The organism is Amycolatopsis sp. cmx-11-51, assembly GCF_047608665.1.
In the GTDB taxonomy this organism is placed as follows: domain Bacteria; phylum Actinomycetota; class Actinomycetes; order Mycobacteriales; family Pseudonocardiaceae; genus Amycolatopsis.
This window is the reverse complement of the sequence record NZ_JADNQO010000001.1, coordinates 870380-895735: the sequence shown is the minus strand read 5'-3', so window position 1 is coordinate 895735 and position 25356 is coordinate 870380. Positions and strand designations below refer to the sequence as shown.

Sequence of the window (25356 nt, the reverse complement as noted above, 5' to 3'; positions counted from 1 at the left end):
GTCCTCTAGTTGCGGTAGTTCGCACTACCAACGACAGCAACTAGAGGACGAAACGCGAGGGGTGGCGGACTCACCAGGGTGAGTTGCCCTCGTCGTCCGGTGCTTCGTGGCGCTTCTCGCGAGGCGCCTGCGGGGTCTCGGCGGACGGCGGCGCCGGGGGAGCGTCGTCCGGCGGAGGCTCTTCCTCTTCGATCTCGGGGAAGCGGCTGCGCAGGGTGCCGATCATCAGTGACCGGGTCTCCTGGTCCTCGTCGCCGAGCGTTTCCTGCATGACCTCGGCGACCTGGTCCGAGATCCCGGCCTGCGCCCGGTGCATGGTCGTGAGGATCTGCCGCGACAGCTCCTCCAGCGGGTACGTCCTCGCCTTGGTCCCGAATTCGAGGCCCGTCACGCCACCGTCCGCCCCGACGGTCACCTTGACGGCGCCGTCGGAGCTGGACGCGGTCAGCCGCAACTGCTCGGTCCGCTCCTGGGCGGCCGCGTAGCGCTGGGCCTTGTCCTCGAGCCCTTGGGCCCACTGGTCCATCTTGCGCTGTGCCTCGTCGGGGTCCGTGGTGAGCTCCCCGAGCCCGTTCGCGCCGGTCACTTCTTTCCTCCGATGTCCAAGGCCTTGAATTCGGCGTTGAACGGTTCCGCGTTGGTCTCGTCGCCTTCCACATAGGACTTCGCGGCGGTGCGGACGTTGTCCGCCGTCGCCCGAATCCCTTCCGCGGCCGACTTGATGGCCTCCGCCGCGCGTTCGCCGGTCGGGTTGACGATCGGCGGCAGGAACGCGCACAGCAGGCCGTATGCGTCCGCCGACATCGCCGAACCGGTCGCGCCGTGCGCGGTGTCCAACCGGTCCACGAGCCCTTCGAGATGGCTCGCGTGCGCGGTCAGGTCGTCCGGCTCGACTTCGAACGAAGCCGTCACTTCCAATCCTTGTTCTTCCAGTCACCGATCACCGGCGGTGCCACGATCTCGTCGGCGGCGAAGAAGGACGGGTCGTCGGATTCGAGGTAGTCCGCGACCTTGTGCTCCTTGTCCTCCTGGCCCTGCCCCTTGGCCCCGCCGGGCGCCATGCCGCCACCCATCGGGCCCATACCACCGGGGGTGCCCGCCTTGCCGGAACCGGAACCGGCCCCACGGGCCGCGGCCGCCTCGGCGTCCATCGCGCCCGCGGCGCCGCCCATGCCGAGCGCGCCCGTCGACCTTCCGGCGCCGCCGAGACCGCCGGCACCCGAACCGCCGGCACTCGAACCACCGGCGCCGGTCCCGCCGCCGCCGATGCCGCCGAGCCCGCTGCCGCCGGTACCACCGATGCCGCTACCGCCACCGGGGATGTTCGGCATGCCGATCTTGGGCGGCGTGTAGGGCGTGGGCTTGTACGACGAGCCGGTGTCCGGGAACGTGGGCCCGCCGAGCCGCTCGCCGATGCCACCCGGGCGCGGCATCGGCGGGATCTTCGGCATGACCGGCCCCGGCCCGCCGTTGGGCCCCGGGATGTTCGGCCCCGGGATGTTGGGCATCGGGATGTTGGGCGGGGTGTACGGGAGACCGCCACCGGGCCGCGGACCGCCGACCTCGGGAATGGGGATGTTCGGCGGGTTGTACGACGGCGGAGTGATGGACGGCGGTGTGTAGCCCGTGGTGTGCGTACCGTCGTCGATCTTCGGCATGTTCGGGGAATAGGGCGACGACGACGTCGCGGGGCCGGGACCACCGCCTGCCGGGAAGTTCGGGACGTTGATGTCGGGCCGGTACTGGTTCGAACCGGGCCCGCCACCACCGGGGCCACCACTGGGGAAACCGCCGCCGGGAATGCCGCCGCCGGGGAAGCCGCCCGGCTGGCTGCCACCCGGACCGCCACCGGGAACACCGCCACCAAAAACACCGCCACCGGGAACACCGCCGCCCGGACCGCCACCGGCGGGCCCGTTCGGCGAGTTGAACGGCGACACGCCACCGGGCCCGCCCTGCGGCGTCCCGTCCACCGAAGCGGCGATGCCGTCCGGGCGCGTGCCGTCCGAGCCCACGTTGAAGGGGCTGGGCCGCTGCGTGCCATCCGGGTTCTCAGGCGAGTTGGGGTCGCGAAGCAGGCGGGAGGGCGATCCCGCGCCACCGCCGCCGGACTGCGAGGTGCCCCGCAGCATCGGGGTCGCCTGCGCCGTCGGTAGCTTCGGCGGGGGCGGAAACGCCGGGGTGGCGATCGCCGAGCCGACCGTGCTGTCGAAGTCGGTCATCACCTTCGCGGCCTGGTCGCGCGCGTCCTGCTGCTTCTTGAAGGTCTCGAGGTCCTTCCCGAGCTGCGACATGTACTGCTGCGGGTCTTTGATCGTCTGCAGGTTGGCGTTGGCCTCCTGCACGCTGAACGCCACCGGCGGGTTGGCCTTCATCAGCTTCTGCGTCTCGTTGAGGGTCTGCGAGTGGATCTGCTGCTGCCGGCCGGTCAGCGTCGCGCCGTTCGCGGTCGAGCCGAGCCACTTGCCGACACCGGCGAGGTGCTCGCGGGCCGCGTCGCCGCCTTCACCCTCCCAGTTGGCCGTGCTCGCGTTGATCGCCTTCGCCAGGTTGCGCTGGTGCGCGGACAGGTCGTTGCCGACCCGGACCCATTCCTCGGAGGTCTCGCCGACCGCGGCCGGATCCGCGTTGCCCGCGATCGCGGTCTGCATCTGCTCGTGGGTGGCGTTGCTCCACACCGTCGACGGCGGCTGACCGGGCTTGCGGATCTCCAGGTTCTTCTCGAGACCTTCGCGTGCCTTCTCCAGCTGCCCCTCATACATTTTCTGGGTGAACTGGTCCTTGAAGCCGTTGAGCGCGGTGTCACCCCAGCCGAAGAGGTTGAACAGGACGTCGGTCCCGACCGTGGCCCCGGCCCGGATCTCGTCACCGGAGGCGGCCTTGTCCGCCAGCGGACCGACGTAGTAGTTGCTCGACGAATCGGCCGTGACGTCGTAGAACGGACTGTCCGGGTCGTACGACTCGGAGTGGGGGTCGGAGACCTGCGTGGTCTTCTCCGCGGATTCGGTCACGGGTCTCTCCTCTAGATCTCGGTGTCGATCCGCGTCAGGTCGCGCTGGTTTTCGTCGTCGCGTTCACGGTAGTTCTTCTTGGCGAGTTCGATCGCTTCGACGTAGGTCGGGAACTCGGCGCGAGCCGCTTCGAGCTGCGTGAGCAGGCCCTGCCCGTCGGTCGCGGTGCCCTGCATGTGCTGGGAGACCCAGCGCGCGGTGGCGGTGTCGCTCATCTGCGGTGACTCCTGCAGCTTGGTCAGCGCGCTCCAGCGCTCCTCGAGGCTGTCGATCACACCCTGGAGGGAACGGATCATCTCAGCGCCGGTGCTCTCGTCGACGGCGAAACCGCCCTGCAGCGCCATGCGCTTCAGCTGCGCGCCCGCGAGCCCGATGTGTGCGGGGGCCCACTTCGCCGACTTCAGTTCTTGTGCTTCCTCGGTCAACGGAGGCTCCTCTCGCCGGGGGTAAGGAAGGTCAGTAGATGTCCGCGATGGCGTTCTTGATCGCGTTCGCCACACCCGACTGACTGGCCGGGTCGTAGTGACCGATCACGGCGCCCGAGGCTTCGTCGGTCTCGGTCCAGACCAGGTACCGGCCGTCTTCGGTGTCGAGCCAGCTCAGCGGCGTCGACCGGAGCCGCTCGCCGCGGCGGCCGATGCCGCTCACGATGATGTGCCCGCCGCCGAGCCGGGTCCCGGACAGCACCTTCTCCAGTACCTCGAGGTCGCTCTCGTCGTTGCGCGGGGCCGGAGTCTCGGTCCGGGCACGGACGACGCCGGTGAACTGGAGGTTGCCGAACGCGTCGGTCTCCTCCTCGTCGAACTCCGCCTCGGCCTGGCGGCGCGCGGCCATCGCGGAGACGGCGCGTTCCTCCTTCTGCACGATCTTGCGGCGTCCGGTCGACGCGGGCCGCATCCGCGGCAGGACACCGGAGAGGACCTCGACCAGTTCTTCGTCCGCGAAGAGCGCGAACTGCAGGAGGTCGTCCCCGTGGGCCTGCGTGATGCCGAGCGCCTGCCTGCCGTCGGTGAGGGTGAGGACGGCGATGTCCTGGCCGAGACCATCGATGCCGTTGACCGAAACGGTGATCCGGTGGTTCGCGAGCAGCGCGAACGCGGTGCGGATGGCGGGGGTCAGCTCCCCGTCGACCGACAGGCGGCGCTGCTCGAGATCGGTGTAGACCTTCCGGATGACGGCGGTGTACCGCTCCGGGTCGATCGAAGTGTTGCGGACGCGCAAGGGAAACAATCGGACATCAACGCCCAGCGCCTGCCCGACCACAGTCGCTTCTACCGTCCCCAGCGCGAAATCGGCTCGTTCAGCCATGCTTCTGCGCTACTCCCTCACGGGGGTCGGACCCCGTCCCGATCGGCTGACCTGCACAAAGAGAGCCGACTTTGTTAATGGCGAAAACAAACTAGCACAGCGCATGACTGTACGGAACCATACGAACACCGCCGAACCCGATGGAATGGATCACAGTGCCCGATCGGGCACTTTTCCTGCCCCTAAAGGAATAACGACCGCTCGAGTGCTGCTACCGGTCGATCGCGGCGGGGGCGTAGGTCGACATCCGGCGGGCCACGTCCGTCCGCGATCGGGCCCCGAGTTTCCGAAGGACTTTCGCGACGTGTTGTTCCACGGTGCGCGGAGAAAGGAACAGTCCGTCCGCTATCTCCCGGTTCGTGCGGCCGTCGGAAAGCATCCTCGCGACCTCGAGCTCGCGGGGCGAAAGCTCCTGGCCGTAGCCGCGACGGCCGCGCTGCGAGGGGGCCCACGCGCCGTGTTCCCGCAGCTGGTGGCGGCACCGGCCGGCGTCCCGGGTGGCGCCGAGCCGCTCGTAGGACTCCGCGGCCGCCGCGAGCTCCTCGATCGCCGGGCGGCTGCCCGCGGTGAGACGGCCTGTGTTGAGACGGCCTGTGTTGAGACGGCACAGTGCGGCCCGCTCCCGGGCGCCGATGGCCTGGTACGGCATCGGCAGCGCCTCGTAGCCCGCCGCCGCCTCGTCGAAAACCGTTGCCGCGGCGGGGTGTTTGCCGCGCGCGTCGAGCAGGATCGCCCGGCCGGCGAGCAGTGCGGCCTGGGAGACCGGCGAGTCCTTGCCGTCGACGCCGCGGGCGAATTCCTCGACCACGGCGTCCGCCTCCGACCAGCGCCCGGCCCGCGTGTAGGCCTCGGCCGCGGCGGGGACCAGCCCCGCCGCCCACACCCAGACGCCCTTGCGCCGGGCCGCCGAGACGGCGTTGTCGGCCGCCGCGCACGCCCCGTCGACGTCGTCCGTCGCGAGGAGCACCCTGATCAGGACCCCCGCCGCCGAAAGGACGACCGGGATGGGCCCGTGCTCCGGGGCGTGCACGCTCGCCGCGGTCAGATGTCGTTGCGCGGCGGCGAACTCGCCGCGGACGGCGGCCAGCCCGCCGAGGACGAGCGAGGACTCCATGACGATCGGGCCGAGGTCGGGGTAGCCGTCGCGGAGCTGTTCGGTGGCCTCCGCGAGCCCGGCCCAGTTGCCGCGCACCCAGTCGAGCCGGACCCTGGTGCCCTGCGCGAGGCCGGCGGCGTAGAGCGCGCCGGCGTCGGTCGCGCGGCGGATCCCCTCCGTGACCAGCTTTTCCGCCCTGGTCAGATGCCCGGCCCAGGACTGCGCGTCGGCGAGGTTGCACCACAGCCTGGCGAGCTGGACGCGTTCGGCGACGCCGCTGCCCTGGTCCGGCAGTTCGGTGAACTCGGTCCATGCCGAGCCGTCGCCGATATGCGCCTGGGTGGAGATCCGGTCGCCGAGGAGCGCGAGCCGCAGTTCCGGGTCTTCGATCAGGTCGAAGACCTCGCGGGCGCGCTCCATCCAGACCTCGTGCCAGGACAGCGGGGTCAGCCCGTCGATCGGCTGGGCGAGCAGGTTGATCCCGCGGGCGGCCAGTTCCGGCTCGTCGACCAGTTCGGTGATCGCCTTCTCCACCTCGACCCGGCCACGGCCGAGCCGCCCGATCGTGCGGACCAGCAGCATCCCGAGGCTGAGCCGGATCGTCCCGCGCACACTCGGCCGCAGGTCGGTGAGCTCTTCGAGGATCCGCTCCAGTGTCTCGATGACGTCCGGGCGGAACCCGCGAAGGGCGACCTGGCTGAGTTTTGTGGCCAGCCGGGCGATGTCGTCCTCGCCGAGCCCGGTCTCGGCCAGGACGGACTGGAGCAGATCGATCGCGCGGGACGTGTCACCGTGGGCGATGGCTTCGTCGGAGGCGGCTTCGGCGTAGTGGCGCCACTGTTCGGTCCGCCCCGCCGCACGGGAGTGGTTCGCCAGCAGGGTCAGCGGGGGCACCGGCTGATCGGCGAGCACCTGGATGGCGCGCGAATGCAGCAGGGTCCGTTCCGGTCCGCTGATGGTGTCGTAAACGGCCTTGCGCGCCAGGGGATGCCGGAAGCCGTAGTGATCGCCGCCGAGCTCGCCGAGTACGCCGCCATCCAAAGTGGACAGAAGGGCGGAGCGGAGCGCGTCGCCGGTAAGGCAGGCGAGTTCGCCGATCACCGAGGGTTCGGACGGGACGGCGAGCACCGCCGCCGCGCGGGCCAGCCGGATCGCGGGTTCGGGCAGCGCTTCGAGCCGCTCGGTGATGGCTTCGCGCAGGGAGATCGGGACTTCGAGGCTTTCCAGCAGCCGGTCCGAGAGCACTTCGCCGATCGGCAGCCGCCCGGCGGCGTCACGCAGCGCGCGCAAGGTCTCCTCGACCACGAACGGGATCCCGGCGGTGCTTTCCCGGAGTTTCGCGGTGAACGGCGTGGAAACCCTTGGCAGGTCCAGCAGTTCTTCCGCCAGCTTCCCGACGGCTTCGACGTCGAGGGGGCCCAGCGTCACGCGGGCGGTCTGGACGTTCGGCGGGGTGCGGAACGGGATGCCCGAGCCTCCGTGCCTCGACGGGGACCCGGTCCGGTACGCCGCGACGACGGCGAGTTCGGCGGGCATGCCCGCGGCGAGGAACCGCATCAGGTCACGGGTGCCCTCGTCGGCCCACTGGAGGTCGTCGATCAAGATGAGCGCGGGCCCGCAGGCGATCAGCAGTTCGCGGACCGCGCGGAACTGGCGGTGCCGTTCGGCGCACGGGTCGGTGAGCGGTTCCGGTTGGGGCGGAAGGCTTTCCGCGAGTTCGGGCAGTAAGGGTCTCAGTACACCGGCGACCGGGCTGAGCGGCCCGAGCGGCCGGTCGCCCGCCGAACGCAGCGCTTCGAGCACCGGTCCGAACGGGAACGGTTCGCGCATCGGCTGGCAGGCACCCGTCAGTACCCGGCCTGCCGCGAACTCACGGCGTCCGGCCAGCTCTTCGAGCAGCCTGCTGCGGCCCATCCCTTGTTCGCCTTCGATCAGCACGGCGGCGGGACGGCGCAGCAGGATCTTCACGATCGCAGAGACCTCGACGTCGCGGCCCACGAGTGCCGTCGATCCGGCGCGGACCGAAACCGAGGTCGGGCGAGGGGTGGCAAGCCACATCATGCGCTCCTCGGTTGAGAGTTCCCGCTGAGCCCGACACGATCTTGTGCGTTGTCCTGCGGAGCCTAAGCACTGCCTACCTGGTCGTAAACCACCCAACCCGGACAGCACGGGCACCCCGTCAGGCCGTCCGCGAACGCACCGTCACCGGTTGGCTGACGGATCGTCGGTTAGAAAATCACCAGACGCTCGAAACATCGGCGAGGAGCCCGATCCGGCGATTCATCCTACGTTCAGGGGGTCTTCACGACTACGCAAGGTATTCACTCCGAATCCCTACTTACGGACGTGTCCGTACGGGTGCCTGCTCCAGTGGCCACCCCTGGAGCAGGGGATTTCGGCTCCGAAGAATGGGTATACCTATCCAGTGCCGACCCGGATTGCGGGCCTCGTCCGGTTCCAGAACTCTCACCCATCGGGGGAGGGCAATCGCATGGCGAACCGGAGCCGTGCGTGATGACGAGGGAGAAGCATGAAGATCACGAAGCTCCTCGGTGTGGCCGCCACGGCAGCACTGGCCACCGGCGCGCTCGTCACGGGTACCCCCGCGGCGGCGTCCTCGGACACCCTGCTCAACCAAGAGATGGTTCCCGCCCTGCAACGGGACCTCGGCCTGACCGCCGGGCAGGCACTCGCCAGGATCCAGAGCGAGACCGCCGCCGGCACTCTCGAACAGTCACTCGCCTCGGCGCTCGCCGGCAGCTTCGGCGGCGCGAGTTACAACGAGGCCACCGGCAAGCTCCGCGTCGGCGTCACGGACGCGGCGAAACTGAGCCAGGTCCTCGCCAGTGGCGCGGAAGCGGAACTCGTGCGCTTCTCGGCCGCCCAGCTCGATTCCACTGTGGACAAGCTGAACGCGGGTGAGCGCGCGGCGGACGGCGCGATCACCGGCTGGGGCGTCGACACCAAGGCCAACCGTGTGGCCTTGAACGTCCTGCCGGGCAAGAGCGGCGTCGTCGACTCGTACCTGGAGAAGTCCGGTGTGGACAAGACCGCCGTCTCGGTGGTCGAGACCACTTCGGCGCCGACGCTGAAGTACGACGTCCGCGGCGGCGACGCCTACTACATCAACAACTCTTCGCGCTGCTCGATCGGATTCTCGGTCAACGGCGGCTTCCTCACCGCCGGGCACTGCGGCCCGGGAACGGTGACCGGGTCCAACCGGGTCGCGATGGGCTCGTTCGCCCGAGTCAGCTTCCCGACCAACGACTACGGCCACGTCCGGGTCAACAGCAACTGGGTGCCGCGCGGCGTCATCAACAACGGCACCCGCGTGAGCGGCTCGAACGCGGCGGCCACCGGCGCCTCGGTCTGCAAGTCGGGTTCGACCACCGGCTGGACCTGCGGCACCGTCGGCGCCAAGAACCAGACCGTCCGCTACGCCGAAGGCACGGTCTACGGCATGACCGCCACCAACGTGCGCTCCCAGGCCGGCGACTCCGGCGGCTCGTTCATCGCGGGCAACCAGGCCCAGGGCATGCTGTCCGGCGGTAACAGCTCGGTGACGTACTTCTTCCCGGTCCGGCCGGCGTTGTCCGCGACCGGGACCACCCTGGTCCTCGGCTGACCCCACCCCCTGGTCGCCGAGAACCGCTGAAAGGACGAAGGGCGGTCCGAGTGCCTCCAGCGCACTCGGGCCGCCCTGCGTCTTTCGTACCCCGTGGGCTGCTCTAGACGTTACTGATTTCTTCGATCAGTGCCTCGACGTCGAAGTACTCGCTCTCGGAGCCGAGCTGGACCAGCTCGAAGGTCGATCCGAGGAAGGACTCGACGTCCTCACGTTCGAGCTCGAACGACGCATAACCGTCGGGTGACTCGATTTCCAGCGTCAGCATCGCCTCGTCCTCGGAGAGGTCGGGGCGGACGCGGACGTCGCCGAGCCCGGCGGGGTCGGTGAGACCGGCGGCGAGGAGCTCACGCGCGAAGGTCCACTCGACCCACCGGCCGCGCTCGGTCCGGAACGACACGGTGACCGCGTACGGCTCGGCGACGTGGAAGGACAGGCGGGAGAGAACGGGCGTGCTGCTGTTGTTCAGCAGAACGAACTGGCTCTGGTGAATAGCGTCGGTGTGCACGGCCACTCCTAAGTGCTCGTGGTTCGCGCGGCGCGAACTTTTCGTCTCGGGAAGGAGATGGCCTGGCTGACGCGGGATGACGCGACTGCGGCGACGTTCACGCTATCGGCTGCACATGTCCATAGTGGTGTAACGCCGGGCACAGACCCCTTGCGTTCGGTCGGGCACCCGTGGTGACGACGCCGTCGGCATCCACTGTGGACGGTTCAGGAAGAGCTGAAGGGGACTTTCCCCGCATGACATGAGGTGAAAGCTCCCTTCGTCGCGTCAGACGCGGGGAAGGTCCCCTTCAGCCTCTTTGGACCGTCAGGGCTCCAGCGGCAGCGTCAGCCCCGTCTTGACCCGGTCCATCGCCACCGACGTCGTGAAGTGCCGCACGTTCGGGTTGTCGAAGAACATCCGCCGCGTGAACGCCTCGAAGTCCGCCATGTCCCGGCAGGTCACCACGAGCACGAAGTCCGCGTTGCCGGTGACGTAGTAACACTGCTGGACGTTGTCGTCCCCGAGCACCTGCCGCCGGAACCCGTCGAGGATCGCGAGGCTTTCCCGTTCCATCTCGACCATCACCACGAACGTCATCGACAGCCCGAGCGCCCGCGGTGACAGCACCGCCACCTCGCGTTCGATCACCCCGGTCTCGCGCAGCCGCTTGATTCGCCGCTGAACGGCGGCCGCGGACAGGCCCACCTTCGCGCCGATGGACTCGGCGATCGTGCGCGCGTCGGACTGCAGGCAGGAGAGGATGGCGACGTCCATGCGGTCGAGGTCGGGTGTGTGCACCAGGTCAGGCTAACCGGGCGACTCGTCCGGACGCCCGATCTCCAACCGTGCCGCCGCGCGGTGTGGATCACGCTGTTCGGGAACACGCGTTCGATGCGCTCGCCGAGTCCACGACGACGTCCGGCAGAACGAGCACGCCGAGCGGGACGCCGTCGACAGTGATCGCGAACGCGTCGGAGACCCTGCGCCGCGCTTCCGCCGGGTCGTCGAGCAGCGGGTGAACCGCCACGAACGACGACTCGACACCGAGTCCGGCGAGCGCCGTTTCGACGTACGTCCGGACGGCTTCGAGGTACCGCCTGGAGCACCTGACCCGCGTGCGGGCCCCGCGGACCTCGTCGAGCGTCCAGCCCGCTCGCATCCTGAGCCCGCCGCCCGTGTGCCCGGTCACCCGGTCCTGCCAGGTCAGTTGCAGTTGAGGCTTGTCCGGCACGGCACTGCGAGGAAAAGTGAGAATTCTTTGAAATGTGACCCGGAACACAACTGACGGGTCTACTGAATGGTAGCGCTTACAAGTGAATGGCAGGCCCTTCTTTTTCCGCGCGAAAGGATTTCTTGGTGCCCTCATCTCAGGCGGCCGTTATCGCCGGTCTCGGCTCGTGGCTGCCTCCGCGCGTGGTGGGCAACGAGGAGATCGCCCAGCGGCTGGACACCTCCGATGAGTGGATCCGCTCGCGGACCGGCATCGGCGAGCGCCGGATCGTCGACCCCGGGACGTCCACTGTGGACCTCGCGGTCGAGGCGGGTCGCCGGGCGCTGGCCTCGGCGGGGGAGAGCGGCGCGGACGCCGTCGTGCTCGCGACGTCGACGGCCGACCAGGTGTGCCCGGCCAGCGCACCGCAGGTCGCGACCAAGCTGGGGCTGAACGGCGTCGCCGCGTTCGACGTCAACGCCGTGTGCAGCGGGTTCATCTACGGGCTCGCCACCGGCGCCGGGCTGATCGCCGCCGGCATCGCGCGCCGCGTGCTGGTGATCGGGGCGGACGTCTTCACCTCGCTCGTCGACCCGAACGACCGCGGCACCGTGCCGATCTTCGGCGACGGCGCGGGTGCCGTCCTCTTGCGGGCGGGCGAGGCCGGCGAACTCGGCGCGCTCGGCCCGTTCGACCTGCACAGCGAGGGCGAACTCGCGGAGCTGCTGTGGGTCGAGGCCGGTGGCGCGAAGAACCGCCGCTCGGACGACCCGCGTGACCACTACCTGGTGATGCAGGGCCAGACCGTCTTCCGTCACGCCTGCGCGCGGATGGCCGAATCGGCCAGGACAGTACTGGAATCAGCCGGCTGGATGGTCGGCGACATCGACCGGTTCATCGGGCACCAGGCCAACATCCGGATCCTGCAGACCTGCGCGAAACAGCTCGGGCTCGCGGACGACGTGATGTACTCGAACATCGAGAAGGTGGGCAACACGAGCGCGGCGTCGATCCCGATCGCGCTGGCCGACTCCGTCAAGGACGGGACTCTCCAGCCAGGGCACCGCGTCGTGATGGGGGCGTTCGGGGCCGGGCTCACCTGGGGCTCGACGCTGCTGCGCTGGCCGGACGTCATTCCGGGCTGAGCGCGCTCGCCTCCCAGGCGTGCGTCGGCTCCTGACGTCCGCGCAGCTCCAGTTCCGCGTACGGCTCCCAATGCGAGCGCTCGCTCTCCAACGCGGCCTTGAGCACCGCCTCGCTCGCGAGGATCCGGCCGTTCGCGGACTTCGCGTACTCGGTCAGGCGCGCGGCCTCGTTCACCGCGTCGCCGATGACGGTGTACTCGAACCGGCTGCTGGTACCGAGCTGACCGGCGAAGACCTGCCCGCTCGCCACGCCGATACCGAGGTCCAGCTCGCCGGTCTCCTGGACGGCGTCCCGGATCGCCCGCGCGGCCGAAAGCGCCGCCGTCGGCGCGTCCGCGAGCCGGGTCGGCGCGCCGAACACGCAGAGCGCGGCGTCACCCTGGAACTTGTTGACCAGCCCGCCGCGTGCCCCGACCGCGTGCACCACGCTGGTGAAGAACCGGTTGAGCATCTTCACCAGGTCTTCGGGCGGGGTGCGGTTCGCCAAGGCCGTCGAATCGACGACGTCGACGAACAGGGCCGTCACCTCGCGCACGTCACCGGAAAGGGAGGCGCCGTACTCGAGCGCGTGCCGGGCGACCTCGTCCCCGACGTGCCTGCCGAACAGGTCCCGCATCCGTTCCTGCTCGCGCAGTCCCGCGGCGAGATCGTTGACCGAGGTCTGCAGCAGGCCGATCTCACTGGAGTCGTCGACGTCGACCACGATCTCTTTGTTGCCGCGCGCGATCTCGTCGAGCGCGACCCGGAGCCGGTGCAACGGGGTCGCGACGGCCTTCGCGAGCAGGCCGGTCCCGATCGCGCCGACAACTAGCCCGATCACCGAAAGCATGATCAGGCTCGCGACGTGGTCGCCCTGGCCGAGGTCCGGCGGCGTGGCCACCAGCAGCACGCCGAGGAACGGGACCCCGCTCGCCAGCGACCAGGTGACGACCACCCTGGTCCGCACGGTGACCCTGAGCGTCCCTGTCGGCGGGGTCACCTTGAGCGCGATCGTCATCACCGGCCGCGCGACCCACTCCGCGGCGAGGTAGGTGAGGCCGACCGTGGTCAGCCCGCCGAGCCCGATGACCAGTGCCATCCCGAGGGCGTCCATCCACGACCCGAGCACCCTGGCGAGTGAACCGAGCACGATCGTGCCGATCAGCCAGAGTGTCCCGCTCACGATCCCCATGTCGACCGGGAGCCGCAGCGCCCGCGCGGCTTCGGCGCCGGTCGGCGGGCGGCCGAAGACGAACCAGACCGCCGTGCGCCGCTGCAGCCACGCCGTCCACAGGGTGCCGACCACCAGTGACAGCGCCACGATCCCGGCCGCGGTGACTCCGAGGATCCAGCCGCGGTCGCCGACCTCGCTCGGCAGGCCCTGCAGGAGCAGCAGCAACGCCACGACACCGGCGCCGCACACACTGGAGCCGATGCCGAGCGCGGCGAAACCGAGACTGGTCCTGAGCACCAGGCGGAACCGGCTCGACATCGTCTTCCCACGCACCCGGTGATCGTATGACCTCCGGGGGAAAACGGTTGGCCAGTTCTCGCGTGCGGTGGCTACGTTGCCGGTATGGAACCGCTGGACTCCGACGAGATCAGGGCGTCCTTCGTGAATTGCACGCGAGGTGAGGCCAAGAGTGTCACGCTGCCCGCCCGGCCGGATGAAATCCCTTGGGACAAAAGGGAATTCCTCGGTTGGCGCGACCCGAAGGCCGCTGCCCGGGCTTATCTCGTGCTGCCCTACCGCGGGGAAACCGTCGGGCTGTCCCTGCGCGCCGCGCCCCGGCCGAAGGGCCGTGTCCTGCTGAGCAACATGTGCGGCCTGTGCACGACGACACATCCGCTGTCCGACATCGCGCTGTTCTCCGGCCGCCGCGCGGGGAAATCCGGGCGGGAGGGGAACACGCTCGGCCTCTACGTGTGCGCGAACCTCGCGTGCAGCCAGTACATCCGCGGCGAGCTGAAGCCGGACGTGCCGCAGCCGTCGAAGACGTTGACGTTCGAGGAACGCGTGCTCCGGCTGGAGGACAAGCTGCACCGGTTCGTGGAGCGGGTACTGGAATCCCGCTGACCCTCACCTCGTGAGTATCGCGGCAGCCGCCTCGGGTGTCGCGAAAGCCACTTTCGGGACATCAGACGTCGCGAAAGTGGCTTTCGCGACACGGCCACTGGGCAGTCGCGAGGAGACCTTCACGGACTTTCGGCCCGCCGGAACTGGTCCAGTGATTGGTCCAGTGATCACGAGGCTCAGAACCGGAACCGCAGGATCCGCCCCATCTTCTTGAACGCCGGGAACAGCCCCGCGAACCACAACTGCGCCCGCATCGACCTCGTGAGCCGGTCCTTCACCTCAGGCGTCGCGTAATCCGTCGAGTCGATTTTCGAGACCAGCGTCAGCCCGAGCCGTTCGAGCTCGGAGATCTCGTCGATGCCCCAGTACAACGTCGCCCCGGCCTTGCGCACCACGGGATTCAGCTTCTGCAGCTTGATCCCCAGCCTGCTGAAGATGTCGAAGACCATCTCGCCGCCCTGGGGGAAACGCGCGACCAGCCGGCGCAGCAATTCCTCGCCGTCGGACGGCCGCAGGTACATCGTCAGTCCCTCGGCGATCACCAGACCGGCCTTGTCCGACGGGATCTCGTCGATCCAGCCGAATTCCGTCACCGAAGAGCCGATGGTCCGGTACCCGTCCCGCGCCGGGTAGATCCGGCCGCGCAGGTCGACGACCTCGGGGTAGTCGACGTCGAACCAGCGCACCGAAGGCGGCGGGTCGAGGCGGTACACGCGGCTGTCCATTCCGCAGCCGAGTTGCACGACGGTCGCGTCCGGATGTTCCCGGAGGAAGGCCGCGGCCCAGTCGTCGATCGGCTTGGCCCGCAGCGCGATGGTCAGCCCTAGCTGCCCGTCGACGCCGAGCGAGCCGAAGTCGTAGTCGATCCGCTTGACGGCTTCGTCGGCGGCCTTGTCGCCGAGGATCGGCCGGTCACCGCAGGCGTCGAGCGCCCGGCCGTACAGCGTGGCCAGCATGGTCGCCTTCTCTTCGGTGAATCGGACCTTCTCCACCCAACACCCCCGTCAGAAGTTTCACAATCTTCTGAAAAGAGTACCCGTGGCGAGGTCGCCCCGCCATCGAGGAAACCTCAATCCCGCGCCGTGTAGTCGTGGACGTAGGTCTTGGCGTCGAGCAGATGCCGCCGGGTGATCTCCCGCGCGGCCACGGCGTCCGAACGGCGGATCGCTTCGAGGATCGCGCGATGTTCGTCGACGGCCTTCCGGATCTGCCCCGGCAGCCGCAACGCCGCCCGCCGCTCTTCGCCGACCAGCGAGAGCACCGAACGCAGCAGATCGGTGACGTCGTCGTTGCCCGCGTTGCCCGCGATCACCCGGTGGAATTCCGCGTCGGCCGCGATCACGCGCAGCATGTCGTCGTCGGCCGCGGCCTGGTCCATCTCGTCGACGGTGCTCTCCAGCCGCGCGAGCACCCGTGGCGTGTGATCGAGCGCGAGTCGCTCCGCCAGGGTCGGCTCGACGGTGGTCCGCAGGTCGAACAGCTTCTCGACCAGTTGCTCGTGCTCGGAGAACCAGCCGCGCAGCGGCTTTTCGTCGATGTTCTCGCGGACATACGTGCCCGAACCCGGCCGCACCTGCACGTAGCCGATGGAGTCCAGTACCCGCAACGCCTGCCGCAGTGAACCGCGGCTGATCCCGAGCTGTTCGCAGAGCGCCCGTTCGGCGGGCAGCCTCGATCCGGCGGGGAGCTTGCCGGAGTCGATCATCGCGCGCAGATGATCGACGGTCGCACTCCACACCTGCTCGCGCTCGTCGTCGGCCACCGCCCCATCCTCGCAGGTCCGGCGAACCGTCCGGGATTGTCGGTGACCGGTGTCATCATCGGGTGATGACTGGGGTGGCAGGACTGATCAAGGCCTGGGTGCACGGGTGGGCGCTTTCCCGCGGCGTCGGGGTCCCGGTGGCCGAACCGGACGGCTACCGGCTCGACGTCGGGCGCCCGGGGCATCGCGTGAGATATGTGCTGGCGGACGCCGGATCGGTCGCGCGCCGGGCTCGTGCGCTCACCGAGCCAGGGACGTGGCTGAAGGTGAGCGGTTCGCGTGAGGAGGTGGCGGAGACGGTCCCATCGAACTGGACGGTCGGCCCGCCGGAGTACCTGATGAGCACTCCGCTCGCGATGCGGCCCGTCATGGCCGCGCCTGAGCCGTACCGGGCGGAACTGGTCGGCGACGGTGTCGTCACCGACGTCGTGGTGCGCGCACCCGACGGCTCGCGCGCGGCCACCGGCCGGGTCGCGATCGCCGGTGGCACGGCGGTGGTCGATCAGGTCGTGACCGAGCCTGAGCACCAGCGGCGCGGGCTCGGCCGGTTCGTCATGCGCAGGCTCGACGAGGTGGCGGTCGCCGCCGGGGCGGACAAGGCGGTCCTGGTCGCGACGGAAGAGGGACGGGCGCTGTACCTGTCGCTCGGCTGGACGGTGGCCGCCGAGATCACCCCGGCCCACCTGCCGGAGCCTGAAAAAGACATAACGGTCAGCTGAATGTTCGACTAGACACATCCAGAGCGCGAAAGGAGGTAGCGGTGCTTATGGTGCCGACGTGAGCGCTTTATGACGTGGTGGCACGCGATCCTGATCTTCGTCGCGGGGCTCTGGGCGGGCACGATCAACACGGTCGTCGGCTCGGGCACGCTGGTGACCTTCCCGGTACTGGTCGCGCTCGGCTACTCGCCGCTGACGGCGACGACGTCCAACGCGATCGGCCTCGCTCCCGGCACGGTCAGCGGGGCGATCGGGTACCGCCATGAGCTCAAGGGTTACTGGCCCGAGGTCGTCAGGCTCGCCGTGGCGTCGTTCCTCGGCGCGATCTGCGGGACGATCCTGCTGCTGTCGTTGCCGAAGGACGCCTTCGAGACCGTCGTGCCCGCGCTGGTCGGCCTCGCGGTGGTGCTGGTGATCGTCCAGCCGCGAGTGGCCGCTTGGATCGCGAAGCGCCGCGAGGAGAACGGGAAGGTCCATAAGATCGGGCCGCTCCTGCTGTTCCTGATCTTCCTGATCGGCATCTACGGCGGATACTTCACGGCCGCGCAGGGCGTGATGATGGTCGCCGTGATGGGCATGCTCATGTCCGAGTCGCTGCAGCGGCTCAACGGCGTCAAGAACGCGCTGTCGGCCGTCGTGAACATCGTCGCCGGCGCGATCTACGCCTTCGTCGCGCCGGTCAGCTGGCCCGTGGTCGCGCTGCTCGCGGTCGGGTCGACGATCGGCGGCCAGATCGGCGCGAAGATCGGCCGCAGGCTTTCGCCGAAGGTGTTGCGCGCCGTGATCGTCGTGATCGGCCTCGCCGCGATGGTGCAGTTGCTCCTCAAATAGGAAAGCCCGTACTCCGCGAACGGAGTACGGGCTGACCGATGTGCCGTCAGCGCGGGAAATCCCCCGCCGCTTCAAGGAAGAGGTCGTTCTCCTCGGGCGTCCCGATGGTCACCCGCGCGCCTTCGCCCGCGAACGGGCGCACGATCAGCTTCCGCTCCAGCGCGTGCTCCGCGAACTCCACCGTCCGCTCGCCCAGCGGCAGCCAGACGAAGTTCGCCTGTGTCTCCGGGACCTCGTAACCCTGGGCCACCAAGGCATCCCGCACGCGGGTCCGCTCCGAGATGATCTCCTTGCAGCGCTCCAGCAACTCGTCCGCCGCGTCGAGGGAGGCGATGGCCGCCGCCTGGGCGATCATGTTCACCGAGAACGCGACGTACACCTGCTTCAGCGCGACGGCGATCGGTTCCGGCGCGACCGCGTAACCCACGCGGAGACCGGCGAGACCGTAGGCCTTCGAGAACGTCCGCAGCACCGCGACGTTGTCCCGGCCGCGCGCCAGTTCGACGCCGTCCGGCACCTCGACGTCGGTCACGAACTCCTTGTAGGCCTCGTCGAGCACGACGAGCACGCCCGTGGGCACGGCGTCGAGGAAGCGCTCCAGTTCAGCGCGCCGCACGACCGTGCCGGTCGGGTTGTTGGGGTTGCACACGAAGACCAGGCGCGTCTTCGGCGTGATCGCGGCGAGCATCGCCTCCAAATCCAGCCCATGCTCAGCTGTCAGCGGCACCTTCACGCCGACGGCGTTCGCGACCTGCGTGACGATCGGATACGCCTCGAACGAACGCCACGGGAAGATGACCTCGTCGCCAGGGCCGCACAGCGCCTGGATCATCTGCTGGCAAAGGGAAACCGAACCGCAGCCGATGGCGATCCGCTCGGCGGGCTCGGCCAGTTCGCGGGCCAGCCGCTCGACGAGCGCGGACGCCGTGATGTCCGGGTATCGGTTGATACCCCGCGCCGTCTCGGCTATGGCCTGCGCCACACTCGGCAGCGGGCCGCCGGGAACCTCGTTGCTCGCCAGCTTGATCGCGCCCTGGATTGTCCGGCCAGGGACGTACTTCGGCAACGATTCGAGATCCGCACGCGGCGAAACAGGGGACATCTTCGGCGCTCCTACGTCTGGGGGACGGCTCCGACACCGTATCGTCCCGCGCGACGGCAAGCCCCGAATATTTACCTAAGAGTGGTCTGATGGAGGAATGACCCTGACGACCACCGTGGAACACCAGCACGCCGACGGCCGTACGTCGCGCTTGACCTTCGCCGAACCGGATGGCGTCGTCCGTGGCGGGCTCGTGGTGTTACATGAGGAGGCCGAAGAGGTCGAAGAGGGTTTGGGCCTGCTCCTGGCGGGCCTCGCCGGCGAAGGCTGGCTCACCGTCACCCCGCACCTCGATCGCGACGACCTCACGCAGCAGGACCTCCTCGAAGCCACCGACGCGACGCTTTCCTGGCTCGCCGAGCGCGGTGTCCAGGCGGATCTCGTGGGTGTCGTTGGTTTCGACCTCGGCGGGACGGCGGCACTGGTCGTGGCGTCGAACCGCAGGCTGGGCGCCGCGGTCAGCGTCGGCGGGCAAGGGGTCACCGGGCTGCCGGTCCTCGTCGAGATCGCCGGACGGCTCACCAGCCCGTGGCTCGGCATGTACGGCGACGCCGGGGACGAGGCCGGAGGCGCCGAGGTCGAACAGCTGCGTGACGCGGCGGCGACGGCGAACGTCGCGACGAACGTGGTCCATTACCCTGGCGCCAATCACCGCTTCGACGCCGACCCGGACGCGGCCGCCGAGGCCTGGCAGCGCACGTTGAATTGGTTCGACGCCCACCTACGGTGACTCCATTCGCGCTAGCATTCCCCTTCAGATGTGACAGGGGAGGGTCAAATGGCACAGTCACCCAAGGTGCCCGTGACGCCACAAGCCGCTTTCGGAGCCTCGGCTCCGGCATTGGCTCCGGTGGCGGGTCAGATCCGGGACACCAAGACCGATGCCAAGAAGGGGACCGTCAAGGTCACCGAGGACGCCGCCAAGAAGCTCGTCGACGCGCTGCTGAAAGCACGGCATGAGCTCAACGCGCTGATCAAGGATTCGACGGAGTTCAAAGCGCCCTTGGAGCTGGGCGACAACTTCGTCGGGCACACGATGAGCGATCGTTTCCAGGGCGCCGCGACCGAGGGGACCGAGGCCGCCGTGCCCGTCCTCAAGGACTTCGCCGTGGTGCTCAAAGACCTCCAGCTCACCGTGATGGCGGCACGGAAGATGTACGTCGCCACGGACGAGGAAGGGCAGGAGCAGCTCGAACGGGTCGCCCGCCGCTTCGACATGGAAGACATCGTCGAAACCGAGTGGAAGGACGAGCGCTGATGCGCATCCTGCCCACGCCGTGGCCGCCGCCCGAGCCCGAGCCGCGACCTGGCCCCGATCACCTCGCCGCCGACATCGACTGGATGAGCTACTCGCACCGCGAGCTCTACGAGATGGTCCACAACGAGCTGGACCTGGCAGGCGCGGAAGCCGTCGCCGCGCAGTGGGCGAAGATCAGCAGTTTCCTTGACAGGGTCGGTTCCGAGCTCCGGGCGGCCATCGTCGCCACCGCAGACGGCTGGACGGGCGAAGGTGCGGACAGGGCTCGTGACGCCGCGATCAAGCTCGTCGACTGGGCGGGCGAGACCGGCTGGCGTGCGGAGAACGTCGCGAACTGCGTACGCCGCCAGGCGGACATCGCCGACACCGCGCGGCGCGTGATGCCGGAGCCGCCGGGCTTCGCGCCCCGCACCAGGGTGCCGGAGCCGCCGAAACGCCGTCCGATCCCGATCTCCGATTCGACGCAGGCGATGTCGACGTCGTCGCCGCCGAAGTCCGACTTCGCCGAGGCAGGGCGGATCGTCGCCGAACCCACCGACGAGAGCTCGCAGGACCTGCACCGCCAGGCCGCCGACGTGATGACGCGGATGCAGCGGAACTCCGGCGAGGTCTACGAAAACGTTCCTCGTTTCACGTCGTACGGCAAGCAGCCGCGGATCCTCGAGACGCCCGAAGAACCAGAGCCGAAACCCGAACCGGAGCCAGTACCGGAGACGCCGCCGGACGACTCGACCCGCAGCAGCGGTGCCGACGAGGCCGCTCCCATCCAGGTGCGGGAGCCGGTCGAGGCACCGCGCACGCCCGGCGCGAGCAGCGGCGCCTTCGTGCCGCCGCCGCCCGGCGCCCCCGACGCGACCCACGAGCAGCTCGGACAGGGCGGCCGTTCCGGTGTCGGCGGCTTCGGACCGTCGGGGCAGCCGGGTCAGGTGGCCGGGACACGGGCCGGGGCCGCGGGCATGGGCGGCTTCGGCGGGATGCCGATGGGGATGGCGCCCCAGCAAGGGCGGCAGGACGAGGGAGAACGCAAGTCGCCGGACTACCTCGTCGAGGATTCCGACGTCTGGGGCCTCGGCGGGCAGGTGACCCCGCCGGTCATCGGCCAAGACCCGAGGGACGGCCGCTGATGGACTGGATCCGGTTGCACATCGGCGAGCTGTTCCTGCTGTGGTCGGCGCATGGACGCGACGAACTGCCCGCGGTGCTGGAGGTTCCGCACGTCGGGCGGACACCGGAGTTCCGGGCCGAACTGGTCGCCACGGCGAGCGGGACCCTGTCCGAACGCGGCCTCGGCACGGTGGAGGCTCCCGCACCGGAACTGATGGGCCTGCTGCACACCCTCGCGAACAGCGAACTGACGCTGGACCTGCGGCTCGACGGTGATCCGGCGTACCGGGCCGTCGGCTGCGTGTCCGATCGGGGCGCCGTCGCGATCGGGGTCGCCGGCACCGATGTCGAGCTGTCGGCTCTGCGGGAACCGCTCGTCGCCGCGACCCTGCTGCAGGCGTTGCCGCCGTGCGAGCAGGGGCGGGGCCTCTCGGTGAACCTGCGCGTGGACGACTACACGGCGGCGTGCGAGGCGGGAGAGCGCGGCGGGCAGCCGGCGTTCTCCGACGTCCTGCGCGACGCCGGGCTGCGTGAACCCGAGGTCATCGTGATGGTGCGGATCGTGACGCAGCGGATCGGCAGTGGACGGCTCGGGGCGACGAGGAAGTCCTGGGAAGGCCGCTGGGTACGCGGCGAGGGCACGCTGACCTGGGTGGACACCCCCGATGGCCGCTACGGTCTTCGCCGCGACCGGGGCTGGCTCACGGTTACTCCGCTTGACGCGGGGCGGCTGAAGGCGATGGCGTACGAGCTGTTCACGGGGGCTCGCTAGATTTGTTAACGAGGGTTAACATCGCTGGGTGACGCACACCGCCGACGCCCCAGAAGTGCTCTGGCGCCCCGAGCCGAGCCGCCTGTCCGACACCAAGATCGACGCGTTCCGCCAGTGGCTGCGCACCGAACGCGGCGTGGAGGTCGACGACTACAACGCGCTGTGGGAGTTCTCCGTACAGCGCGTGCCGGAATTCTGGTCGGCCGTTGGCGAATTTCTCGGCCTGCGCTGGCACGACCGGCCCGGCGAGGTGCTCACCGGTGAGATGCCGAACGCGCGATGGTTCGAGGGCGGCACGCTGAACTACGCCGAGCACTCGCTCATGCCCGGTGTCGCGGGCGCGGCGAAGGCCGACGACGAGGTCGCCGTGATCTTTCACCGCGAAGACGGCCTCTCCTCGCAGCTGACGTACGGCGCCTTGCGTTCCGCCGTCGCCTCCGCGCGCGAGGGTTTACGGAAGCTGGGAGTGACCAAAGGGGACAGAGTCGTCGCGCTGGCGCCGAACTGCCCTCAGACGCTGATCGCCTTCCTCGCCACCGCGAGCCTCGGCGCCGTCTGGTCGTCGTGCTCGCCGGACTTCGGGGTCCGCGCGGTCGCCGACCGCTTCGCGCAGATCGAGCCGAAGGTGCTGATCGGGGTCAACGGCTACGTCTACAATGGACGGTGGTTCGACAGCCGGTCGACGGTGAACTCGTTACGGGACGAGATCCCCACGCTCGAAGCGACAGTGCTGATCGACTACGCGGGCGGCCGCCTCGACGGCACGCTCGACTGGGACACGCTGCTCGCCGACAACGCCGGTGCGGAACTGGCCTTCGAGCCCGTCGAATTCGGCCACCCGCTGTGGGTCCTGTACTCCTCGGGGACCACCGGCCTGCCGAAGGGGATCGTCCACGGGCACGGCGGGATCACCCTCGAACACCTCAAAGCCCTTGCCCTGCAAAGCGATCTCGGCCCGGGTGACCGATTCTTCTGGTTCACCACCACCGGCTGGATGATGTGGAACTTCCTCATCTCCGGGCTGCTGACGGGCACCACGATCGTGCTGTTCGACGGCAGCCCCGGCAGCCCGGACCTGAACGTGTTGTGGCACCTGACGGAGCAGCACCGCGTCACCTACTTCGGCACGTCGGCGCCGTACATCCAGAGCTGTTTGAAAGCAGGCATCAAACCGGCGGAGCGTTACGACCTCACCGCGTTGCGCGCCTTGGGATCCACCGGCGCGCCGCTGAGCGTCGAAGGCTTCCGGTGGATCGTCGACGAGGTCGGCAAACGCGTCCAGATCTGCTCGGTGTCCGGCGGCACGGACCTGTGCGCGGCGTTCGTCACCTCCGCCCCGGACGTCCCGGTGTGGCTGGGGGAGCTTTCGGTCCGCGCGCTCGGCGCCGCCGTCGCCGCGTTCGACGAGACCGGGAAGCCGGTGGTGGAGACGGTCGGCGAACTGGTGATCACCGAGCCGATGCCGTCGATGCCGGTGTTCTTCTGGAACGACCAGGACGGCTCGCGGCTGCGCGAGGCGTACTTCGAGATGTACCCCGGGATCTGGCGGCACGGCGACTGGATCCGGATCACCGAGCGCGGCTCCGCGGTCATCTACGGGCGCAGCGACTCGACCTTGAACCGCGGCGGCGTCCGGATGGGCACGGCCGAGTTCTACCGGGTCGTCGAGTCGTTCGACCAGGTCGCGGACTCGCTGGTGATCGACACTTCGGCAGCGGGGAACGAGGACGGGCAACTGCTGTGCTTCCTCGTCCTGGCCGAGGGCGCCTCGCTCGACGAGGTCGAGCCGGCCCTGCGCAAGGAGCTACGAGGCGCCCTCTCGCCACGGCACGTGCCCGACCGGTTCGTCCAGGTGACCGAGGTACCCCGCACGCTGAACGGCAAGAAATGCGAGGTTCCGGTGAAGAAGATCCTTTCGGGCGTTTCCCCTGACCGCGCCGTCAGCCGCGACGCGCTGCTGAACCCCGACGCCCTTGTACCGTTCGTGGAGCTGGCGAGGAGCTGAACGTAGGGGCGGGACTCGGCGGGCGCGTGGCGGGGAGGTCACCTGGGTGACGCGCCTGGCCGGGCTGCCGACCCTGGTCTCGGTGCCGGTCCCCGGCCGGGCGGCGCACTCTGCGCGGCCACGTCGCCGAATGGCTGGAACCGCCGCACGAGGCCACGGTCGGCGCGGCGACGGTCGCGCTGGTGCTGCTCGCCGTCGGCCTCAACCGGAGGAAGCGACGGGCCTGGCAACTCGCGGTCGCCGCCGCCGTGCTCCTGACGGTGTCGCACCTCGGCACCGGTCTCGTGTCGCTCGCGTTGCTGATCGCCCTGATCGCGACGCGGCGATACTTCCTCGCACTCCCCGGCCCGGGATATCGGCCCGGCGATGTCCACGCGCTGTGGCTGGAGGACCCTGTCGGCTATTTCCCCGCTCCGCTCGCCGAACCGCGCCCGAGCTGTCCGATGACGAGGTCGAGCGGCTCAGGGCGCTGCTGGACGAGAGCGACTCGCCCTGCGCGGGGACAAGTTCGTGGTCTTCTCGAAGTCAGGGAAGCTGCCGTGACCTATCGCGTGATCGCCGGCGTCGCGCTGTGCTCGGCGGGCCCCTCGGTGACCCGGAAGCGTGGCCGGCGCGATCGAGGAGTACCTGGACGTCCGCCGTCGGTACGCGTGGGCCCCGCGACCATGGGCTGCTCGGAACTGGGCACGCTTCGGCATCGAGAACCTGGCGATCGCGACGAAGCCGTCGTCGGCACGGAAACCTTCACCCTCGACGGCCGCGTCAGGCGCGGTGTCCGCCAAGCCGTCTCACGCACCAAACGAGCCGGCTACACCGTCCGCAAGGCGGAAGACCTGCTTCCTGCCGAGCTGGACGAACTCCGCACCCTGGCCGCCACCTACATCTCGATGGCACTGGGACGGATGGGGCGACCCAGGTTCGGTCCTGGTCACCACCGAGCACGAGGGTCGCGTTCGCGGCTTGCTTCATCTTCCCCTGGGTGAGGAAGTCCTCTCGCTGGACGTCATGCGCCGCGACCGGGCGTCAACGAGCTGAACTGCTCCTGAGAACCCCCGCGCAGCACGTCTCCCTGAACTTCGCCGCCTTCCGCGCCGTCCTCGAACAAGGCCAACGCATTGGCGCCGGCCCGTCCGCACGGACACTGCGATTCTTCTCACGCTGGATCCAAACCCTCTACCGCTTCAACGCGAAGTGCCAGCCCCGCTGGGTCCCGCGCGCTACCTGGCGTCCCCCGCGACCTCCCCAGCGTCGGAACCGCCGTCCTTGAAGCCGAAAGGCTCGGCGGACGCTCTCCGCTGCTGCTCAGGGCGTTGCCGCAGAGCTAAGGGGGGTCCCTTTCGCGGGGGTTCGCGGAGTGTGTAACCTATCTGGGCAGTGGTCGTTCGACCTGGGAGGCTTCGCCTAGTCTGGTCTATGGCGCCGCACTGCTAATGCGGTTGGGGGTAACCCCCCCTCCCGGGTTCAAATCCCGGAGCCTCCGCTGGCCCCTGTTTCGGCAGGTGCTAGATTGAAAACTGAACAAGCGCCCGTAGCTCAGCTGGATAGAGCATCTGACTACGGATCAGAAGGTCAGGGGTTCGAATCCCTTCGGGCGCACGTCTGGTTGAGACAGCACTAAGGCCCTCCCGTTCGCGGGAGGGCCTTTTTGTCTGTCCTTTGTGGACTCTTAGCGGCGCCGACGGGCGGCCAGAGCGCCGCCGACCGATCCGCCACCGAGCAGACCCGCCGCCGCCAACGGCGAGGTGATCGCGAGCAACACCACGGCCGCGGCCACGATGCCCACGACGAGAACCAAAGCAGGCCAAGCCCACTTAGCGAGCCGGAGCGCGTTGGTCGTGCGGTTGTCGTCGGAGATCATCTGT

At 69.1% G+C, this 25356-nt stretch carries 25 protein-coding genes and 2 tRNA genes; 13 read left to right on the top strand and 14 right to left on the bottom strand.

All coding sequences use genetic code 11. From position 1 onward, the window contains the following. Window positions 1–70: 70 nt before the first annotated feature. The 6 genes from ACM6LU_RS04550 to ACM6LU_RS04525 all read right to left on the bottom strand — a co-directional run bounded on the left by ACM6LU_RS04550 (window position 71) and on the right by ACM6LU_RS04525 (window position 7473). Entirely contained in the window at window positions 71–586 is a 516-nt protein-coding gene (locus ACM6LU_RS04550) for a YbaB/EbfC family nucleoid-associated protein (protein WP_414936274.1), read from the bottom strand. Further along, window positions 583–912: a type VII secretion target gene (locus ACM6LU_RS04545; RefSeq protein ID WP_414936273.1), complete on the bottom strand. Its 330-nt coding sequence runs from the start codon at window positions 910–912 to the stop codon at window positions 583–585. Before ACM6LU_RS04545 ends, ACM6LU_RS04550 begins: the two co-directional genes overlap by 4 nt. After that, on the bottom strand, window positions 909–3011 hold the full coding sequence (locus ACM6LU_RS04540) for a hypothetical protein (RefSeq protein WP_414936272.1): 2103 nt from the start codon (window positions 3009–3011) through the stop codon (window positions 909–911). The genes ACM6LU_RS04545 and ACM6LU_RS04540 overlap by 4 nt, the downstream gene beginning before the upstream one ends. 11 nt (window positions 3012–3022) lie before the next feature. Further along, on the bottom strand, window positions 3023–3436 hold the full coding sequence (locus ACM6LU_RS04535) for a hypothetical protein (RefSeq protein WP_414936271.1): 414 nt from the start codon (window positions 3434–3436) through the stop codon (window positions 3023–3025). Window positions 3437–3467: 31 nt separating this feature from the next. Then, window positions 3468–4319 carry an ESX secretion-associated protein EspG gene (locus ACM6LU_RS04530; RefSeq protein WP_414936270.1) on the bottom strand — a complete coding sequence of 284 codons (852 nt, stop codon included), beginning with the start codon at window positions 4317–4319 and terminating at the stop codon, window positions 3468–3470. 211 nt (window positions 4320–4530) lie between these two features. Further along, entirely contained in the window at window positions 4531–7473 is a 2943-nt protein-coding gene (locus ACM6LU_RS04525) for an ATP-binding protein (protein ID WP_414936269.1), read from the bottom strand. Between the two features lie 472 nt (window positions 7474–7945). On the opposite strand from ACM6LU_RS04525, the gene ACM6LU_RS04520 reads away from it, so the two are divergent. Next, window positions 7946–9040 (top strand): S1 family peptidase, encoded by a 1095-nt coding sequence (locus tag ACM6LU_RS04520; protein ID WP_414936268.1) that lies wholly within the window; start codon window positions 7946–7948, stop codon window positions 9038–9040. A 103-nt stretch (window positions 9041–9143) separates the two neighbouring features. On the opposite strand, the gene ACM6LU_RS04515 is transcribed toward ACM6LU_RS04520, so the two are convergent. The 3 genes from ACM6LU_RS04515 to ACM6LU_RS04505 form a co-directional block, all read right to left on the bottom strand. Continuing rightward, complete coding sequence (locus tag ACM6LU_RS04515) at window positions 9144–9548, bottom strand: SsgA family sporulation/cell division regulator (RefSeq protein WP_414936267.1); 405 nt, start codon at window positions 9546–9548, stop codon at window positions 9144–9146. Window positions 9549–9854: 306 nt separating this feature from the next. After that, on the bottom strand, window positions 9855–10328 hold the full coding sequence (locus ACM6LU_RS04510; RefSeq protein ID WP_414936266.1) for an Lrp/AsnC family transcriptional regulator: 474 nt from the start codon (window positions 10326–10328) through the stop codon (window positions 9855–9857). A 67-nt stretch (window positions 10329–10395) separates the two neighbouring features. After that, a complete protein-coding gene (locus ACM6LU_RS04505; protein ID WP_414936265.1) occupies window positions 10396–10761 on the bottom strand; it encodes a hypothetical protein in 366 nt (121 codons plus the stop codon). 125 nt (window positions 10762–10886) lie between these two features. Here ACM6LU_RS04505 and ACM6LU_RS04500 point away from each other — a divergent pair, with 125 nt between their 5' ends. Beyond that, window positions 10887–11885: a beta-ketoacyl-ACP synthase III gene (locus tag ACM6LU_RS04500; RefSeq protein WP_414936264.1), complete on the top strand. Its 999-nt coding sequence runs from the start codon at window positions 10887–10889 to the stop codon at window positions 11883–11885. Here the strand turns inward: ACM6LU_RS04500 and ACM6LU_RS04495 are convergent. Continuing rightward, window positions 11872–13356 (bottom strand): adenylate/guanylate cyclase domain-containing protein, encoded by a 1485-nt coding sequence (locus tag ACM6LU_RS04495; RefSeq protein ID WP_414937084.1) that lies wholly within the window; start codon window positions 13354–13356, stop codon window positions 11872–11874. The genes ACM6LU_RS04500 and ACM6LU_RS04495 overlap by 14 nt on opposite strands. Window positions 13357–13440: 84 nt before the next feature. On the opposite strand from ACM6LU_RS04495, the gene ACM6LU_RS04490 reads away from it, so the two are divergent. Then, complete coding sequence (locus ACM6LU_RS04490; protein ID WP_414936263.1) at window positions 13441–13941, top strand: FBP domain-containing protein; 501 nt, start codon at window positions 13441–13443, stop codon at window positions 13939–13941. 176 nt (window positions 13942–14117) lie between these two features. On the opposite strand, the gene ACM6LU_RS04485 is transcribed toward ACM6LU_RS04490, so the two are convergent. Both ACM6LU_RS04485 and ACM6LU_RS04480 read right to left on the bottom strand, forming a co-directional pair. Continuing rightward, window positions 14118–14933, bottom strand: coding sequence for a class I SAM-dependent methyltransferase (locus ACM6LU_RS04485; RefSeq protein ID WP_414936262.1), 816 nt, complete (start codon window positions 14931–14933; stop codon window positions 14118–14120). Window positions 14934–15010: 77 nt separating this feature from the next. Beyond that, on the bottom strand, window positions 15011–15703 hold the full coding sequence (locus ACM6LU_RS04480; protein ID WP_414936261.1) for a FadR/GntR family transcriptional regulator: 693 nt from the start codon (window positions 15701–15703) through the stop codon (window positions 15011–15013). Between the two features lie 74 nt (window positions 15704–15777). Between ACM6LU_RS04480 and ACM6LU_RS04475 the strand changes: the two genes are divergently transcribed. Together ACM6LU_RS04475 and ACM6LU_RS04470 are read left to right on the top strand one after the other, a co-directional pair. Further along, entirely contained in the window at window positions 15778–16422 is a 645-nt protein-coding gene (locus ACM6LU_RS04475) for a GNAT family N-acetyltransferase (RefSeq protein WP_414937083.1), read from the top strand. Window positions 16423–16491: 69 nt separating this feature from the next. Continuing rightward, window positions 16492–17253, top strand: a complete 762-nt coding sequence (locus ACM6LU_RS04470; protein ID WP_414936260.1) for a sulfite exporter TauE/SafE family protein — start codon at window positions 16492–16494, stop codon at window positions 17251–17253. Between the two features lie 46 nt (window positions 17254–17299). Here the strand turns inward: ACM6LU_RS04470 and hisC are convergent, their stop codons facing one another. Continuing rightward, window positions 17300–18355: a histidinol-phosphate transaminase gene (gene hisC, locus ACM6LU_RS04465; RefSeq protein WP_414936259.1), complete on the bottom strand. Its 1056-nt coding sequence runs from the start codon at window positions 18353–18355 to the stop codon at window positions 17300–17302. Between the two features lie 97 nt (window positions 18356–18452). Between hisC and ACM6LU_RS04460 the strand changes: the two genes are divergently transcribed. The 8 genes from ACM6LU_RS04460 (at window position 18453) to ACM6LU_RS04425 (ending at window position 25090) form a co-directional block, all read left to right on the top strand. Next, window positions 18453–19085 (top strand): dienelactone hydrolase family protein, encoded by a 633-nt coding sequence (locus tag ACM6LU_RS04460; protein WP_414936258.1) that lies wholly within the window; start codon window positions 18453–18455, stop codon window positions 19083–19085. Window positions 19086–19133: 48 nt separating this feature from the next. Then, the gene (locus ACM6LU_RS04455; protein ID WP_414936257.1) at window positions 19134–19613 is read left to right on the top strand and encodes a hypothetical protein; all 480 of its coding nucleotides are present in this window, start codon (window positions 19134–19136) and stop codon (window positions 19611–19613) included. Further along, entirely contained in the window at window positions 19613–20737 is a 1125-nt protein-coding gene (locus tag ACM6LU_RS04450) for a PPE domain-containing protein (protein WP_414936256.1), read from the top strand. The genes ACM6LU_RS04455 and ACM6LU_RS04450 overlap by 1 nt, the downstream gene beginning before the upstream one ends. Next, window positions 20737–21489: an ESX secretion-associated protein EspG gene (locus ACM6LU_RS04445; RefSeq protein WP_414936255.1), complete on the top strand. Its 753-nt coding sequence runs from the start codon at window positions 20737–20739 to the stop codon at window positions 21487–21489. The genes ACM6LU_RS04450 and ACM6LU_RS04445 overlap by 1 nt, the downstream gene beginning before the upstream one ends. A 28-nt stretch (window positions 21490–21517) precedes the next feature. Continuing rightward, complete coding sequence (locus ACM6LU_RS04440) at window positions 21518–23494, top strand: acetoacetate--CoA ligase (RefSeq protein ID WP_414936254.1); 1977 nt, start codon at window positions 21518–21520, stop codon at window positions 23492–23494. A gap of 182 nt (window positions 23495–23676) precedes the next feature. Further along, window positions 23677–24477, top strand: coding sequence for a phosphatidylglycerol lysyltransferase domain-containing protein (locus ACM6LU_RS04435; RefSeq protein WP_414936253.1), 801 nt, complete (start codon window positions 23677–23679; stop codon window positions 24475–24477). A 407-nt stretch (window positions 24478–24884) separates the two neighbouring features. Continuing rightward, window positions 24885–24974: transfer RNA gene (locus tag ACM6LU_RS04430), tRNA-Ser, on the top strand. A gap of 42 nt (window positions 24975–25016) precedes the next feature. After that, a tRNA-Arg gene (locus tag ACM6LU_RS04425) sits at window positions 25017–25090 on the top strand. 70 nt (window positions 25091–25160) lie between these two features. Here the strand turns inward: ACM6LU_RS04425 and ACM6LU_RS04420 are convergent. Beyond that, window positions 25161–25352, bottom strand: a complete 192-nt coding sequence (locus tag ACM6LU_RS04420; RefSeq protein WP_414936252.1) for a hypothetical protein — start codon at window positions 25350–25352, stop codon at window positions 25161–25163. Window positions 25353–25356: the final 4 nt, after the last annotated feature.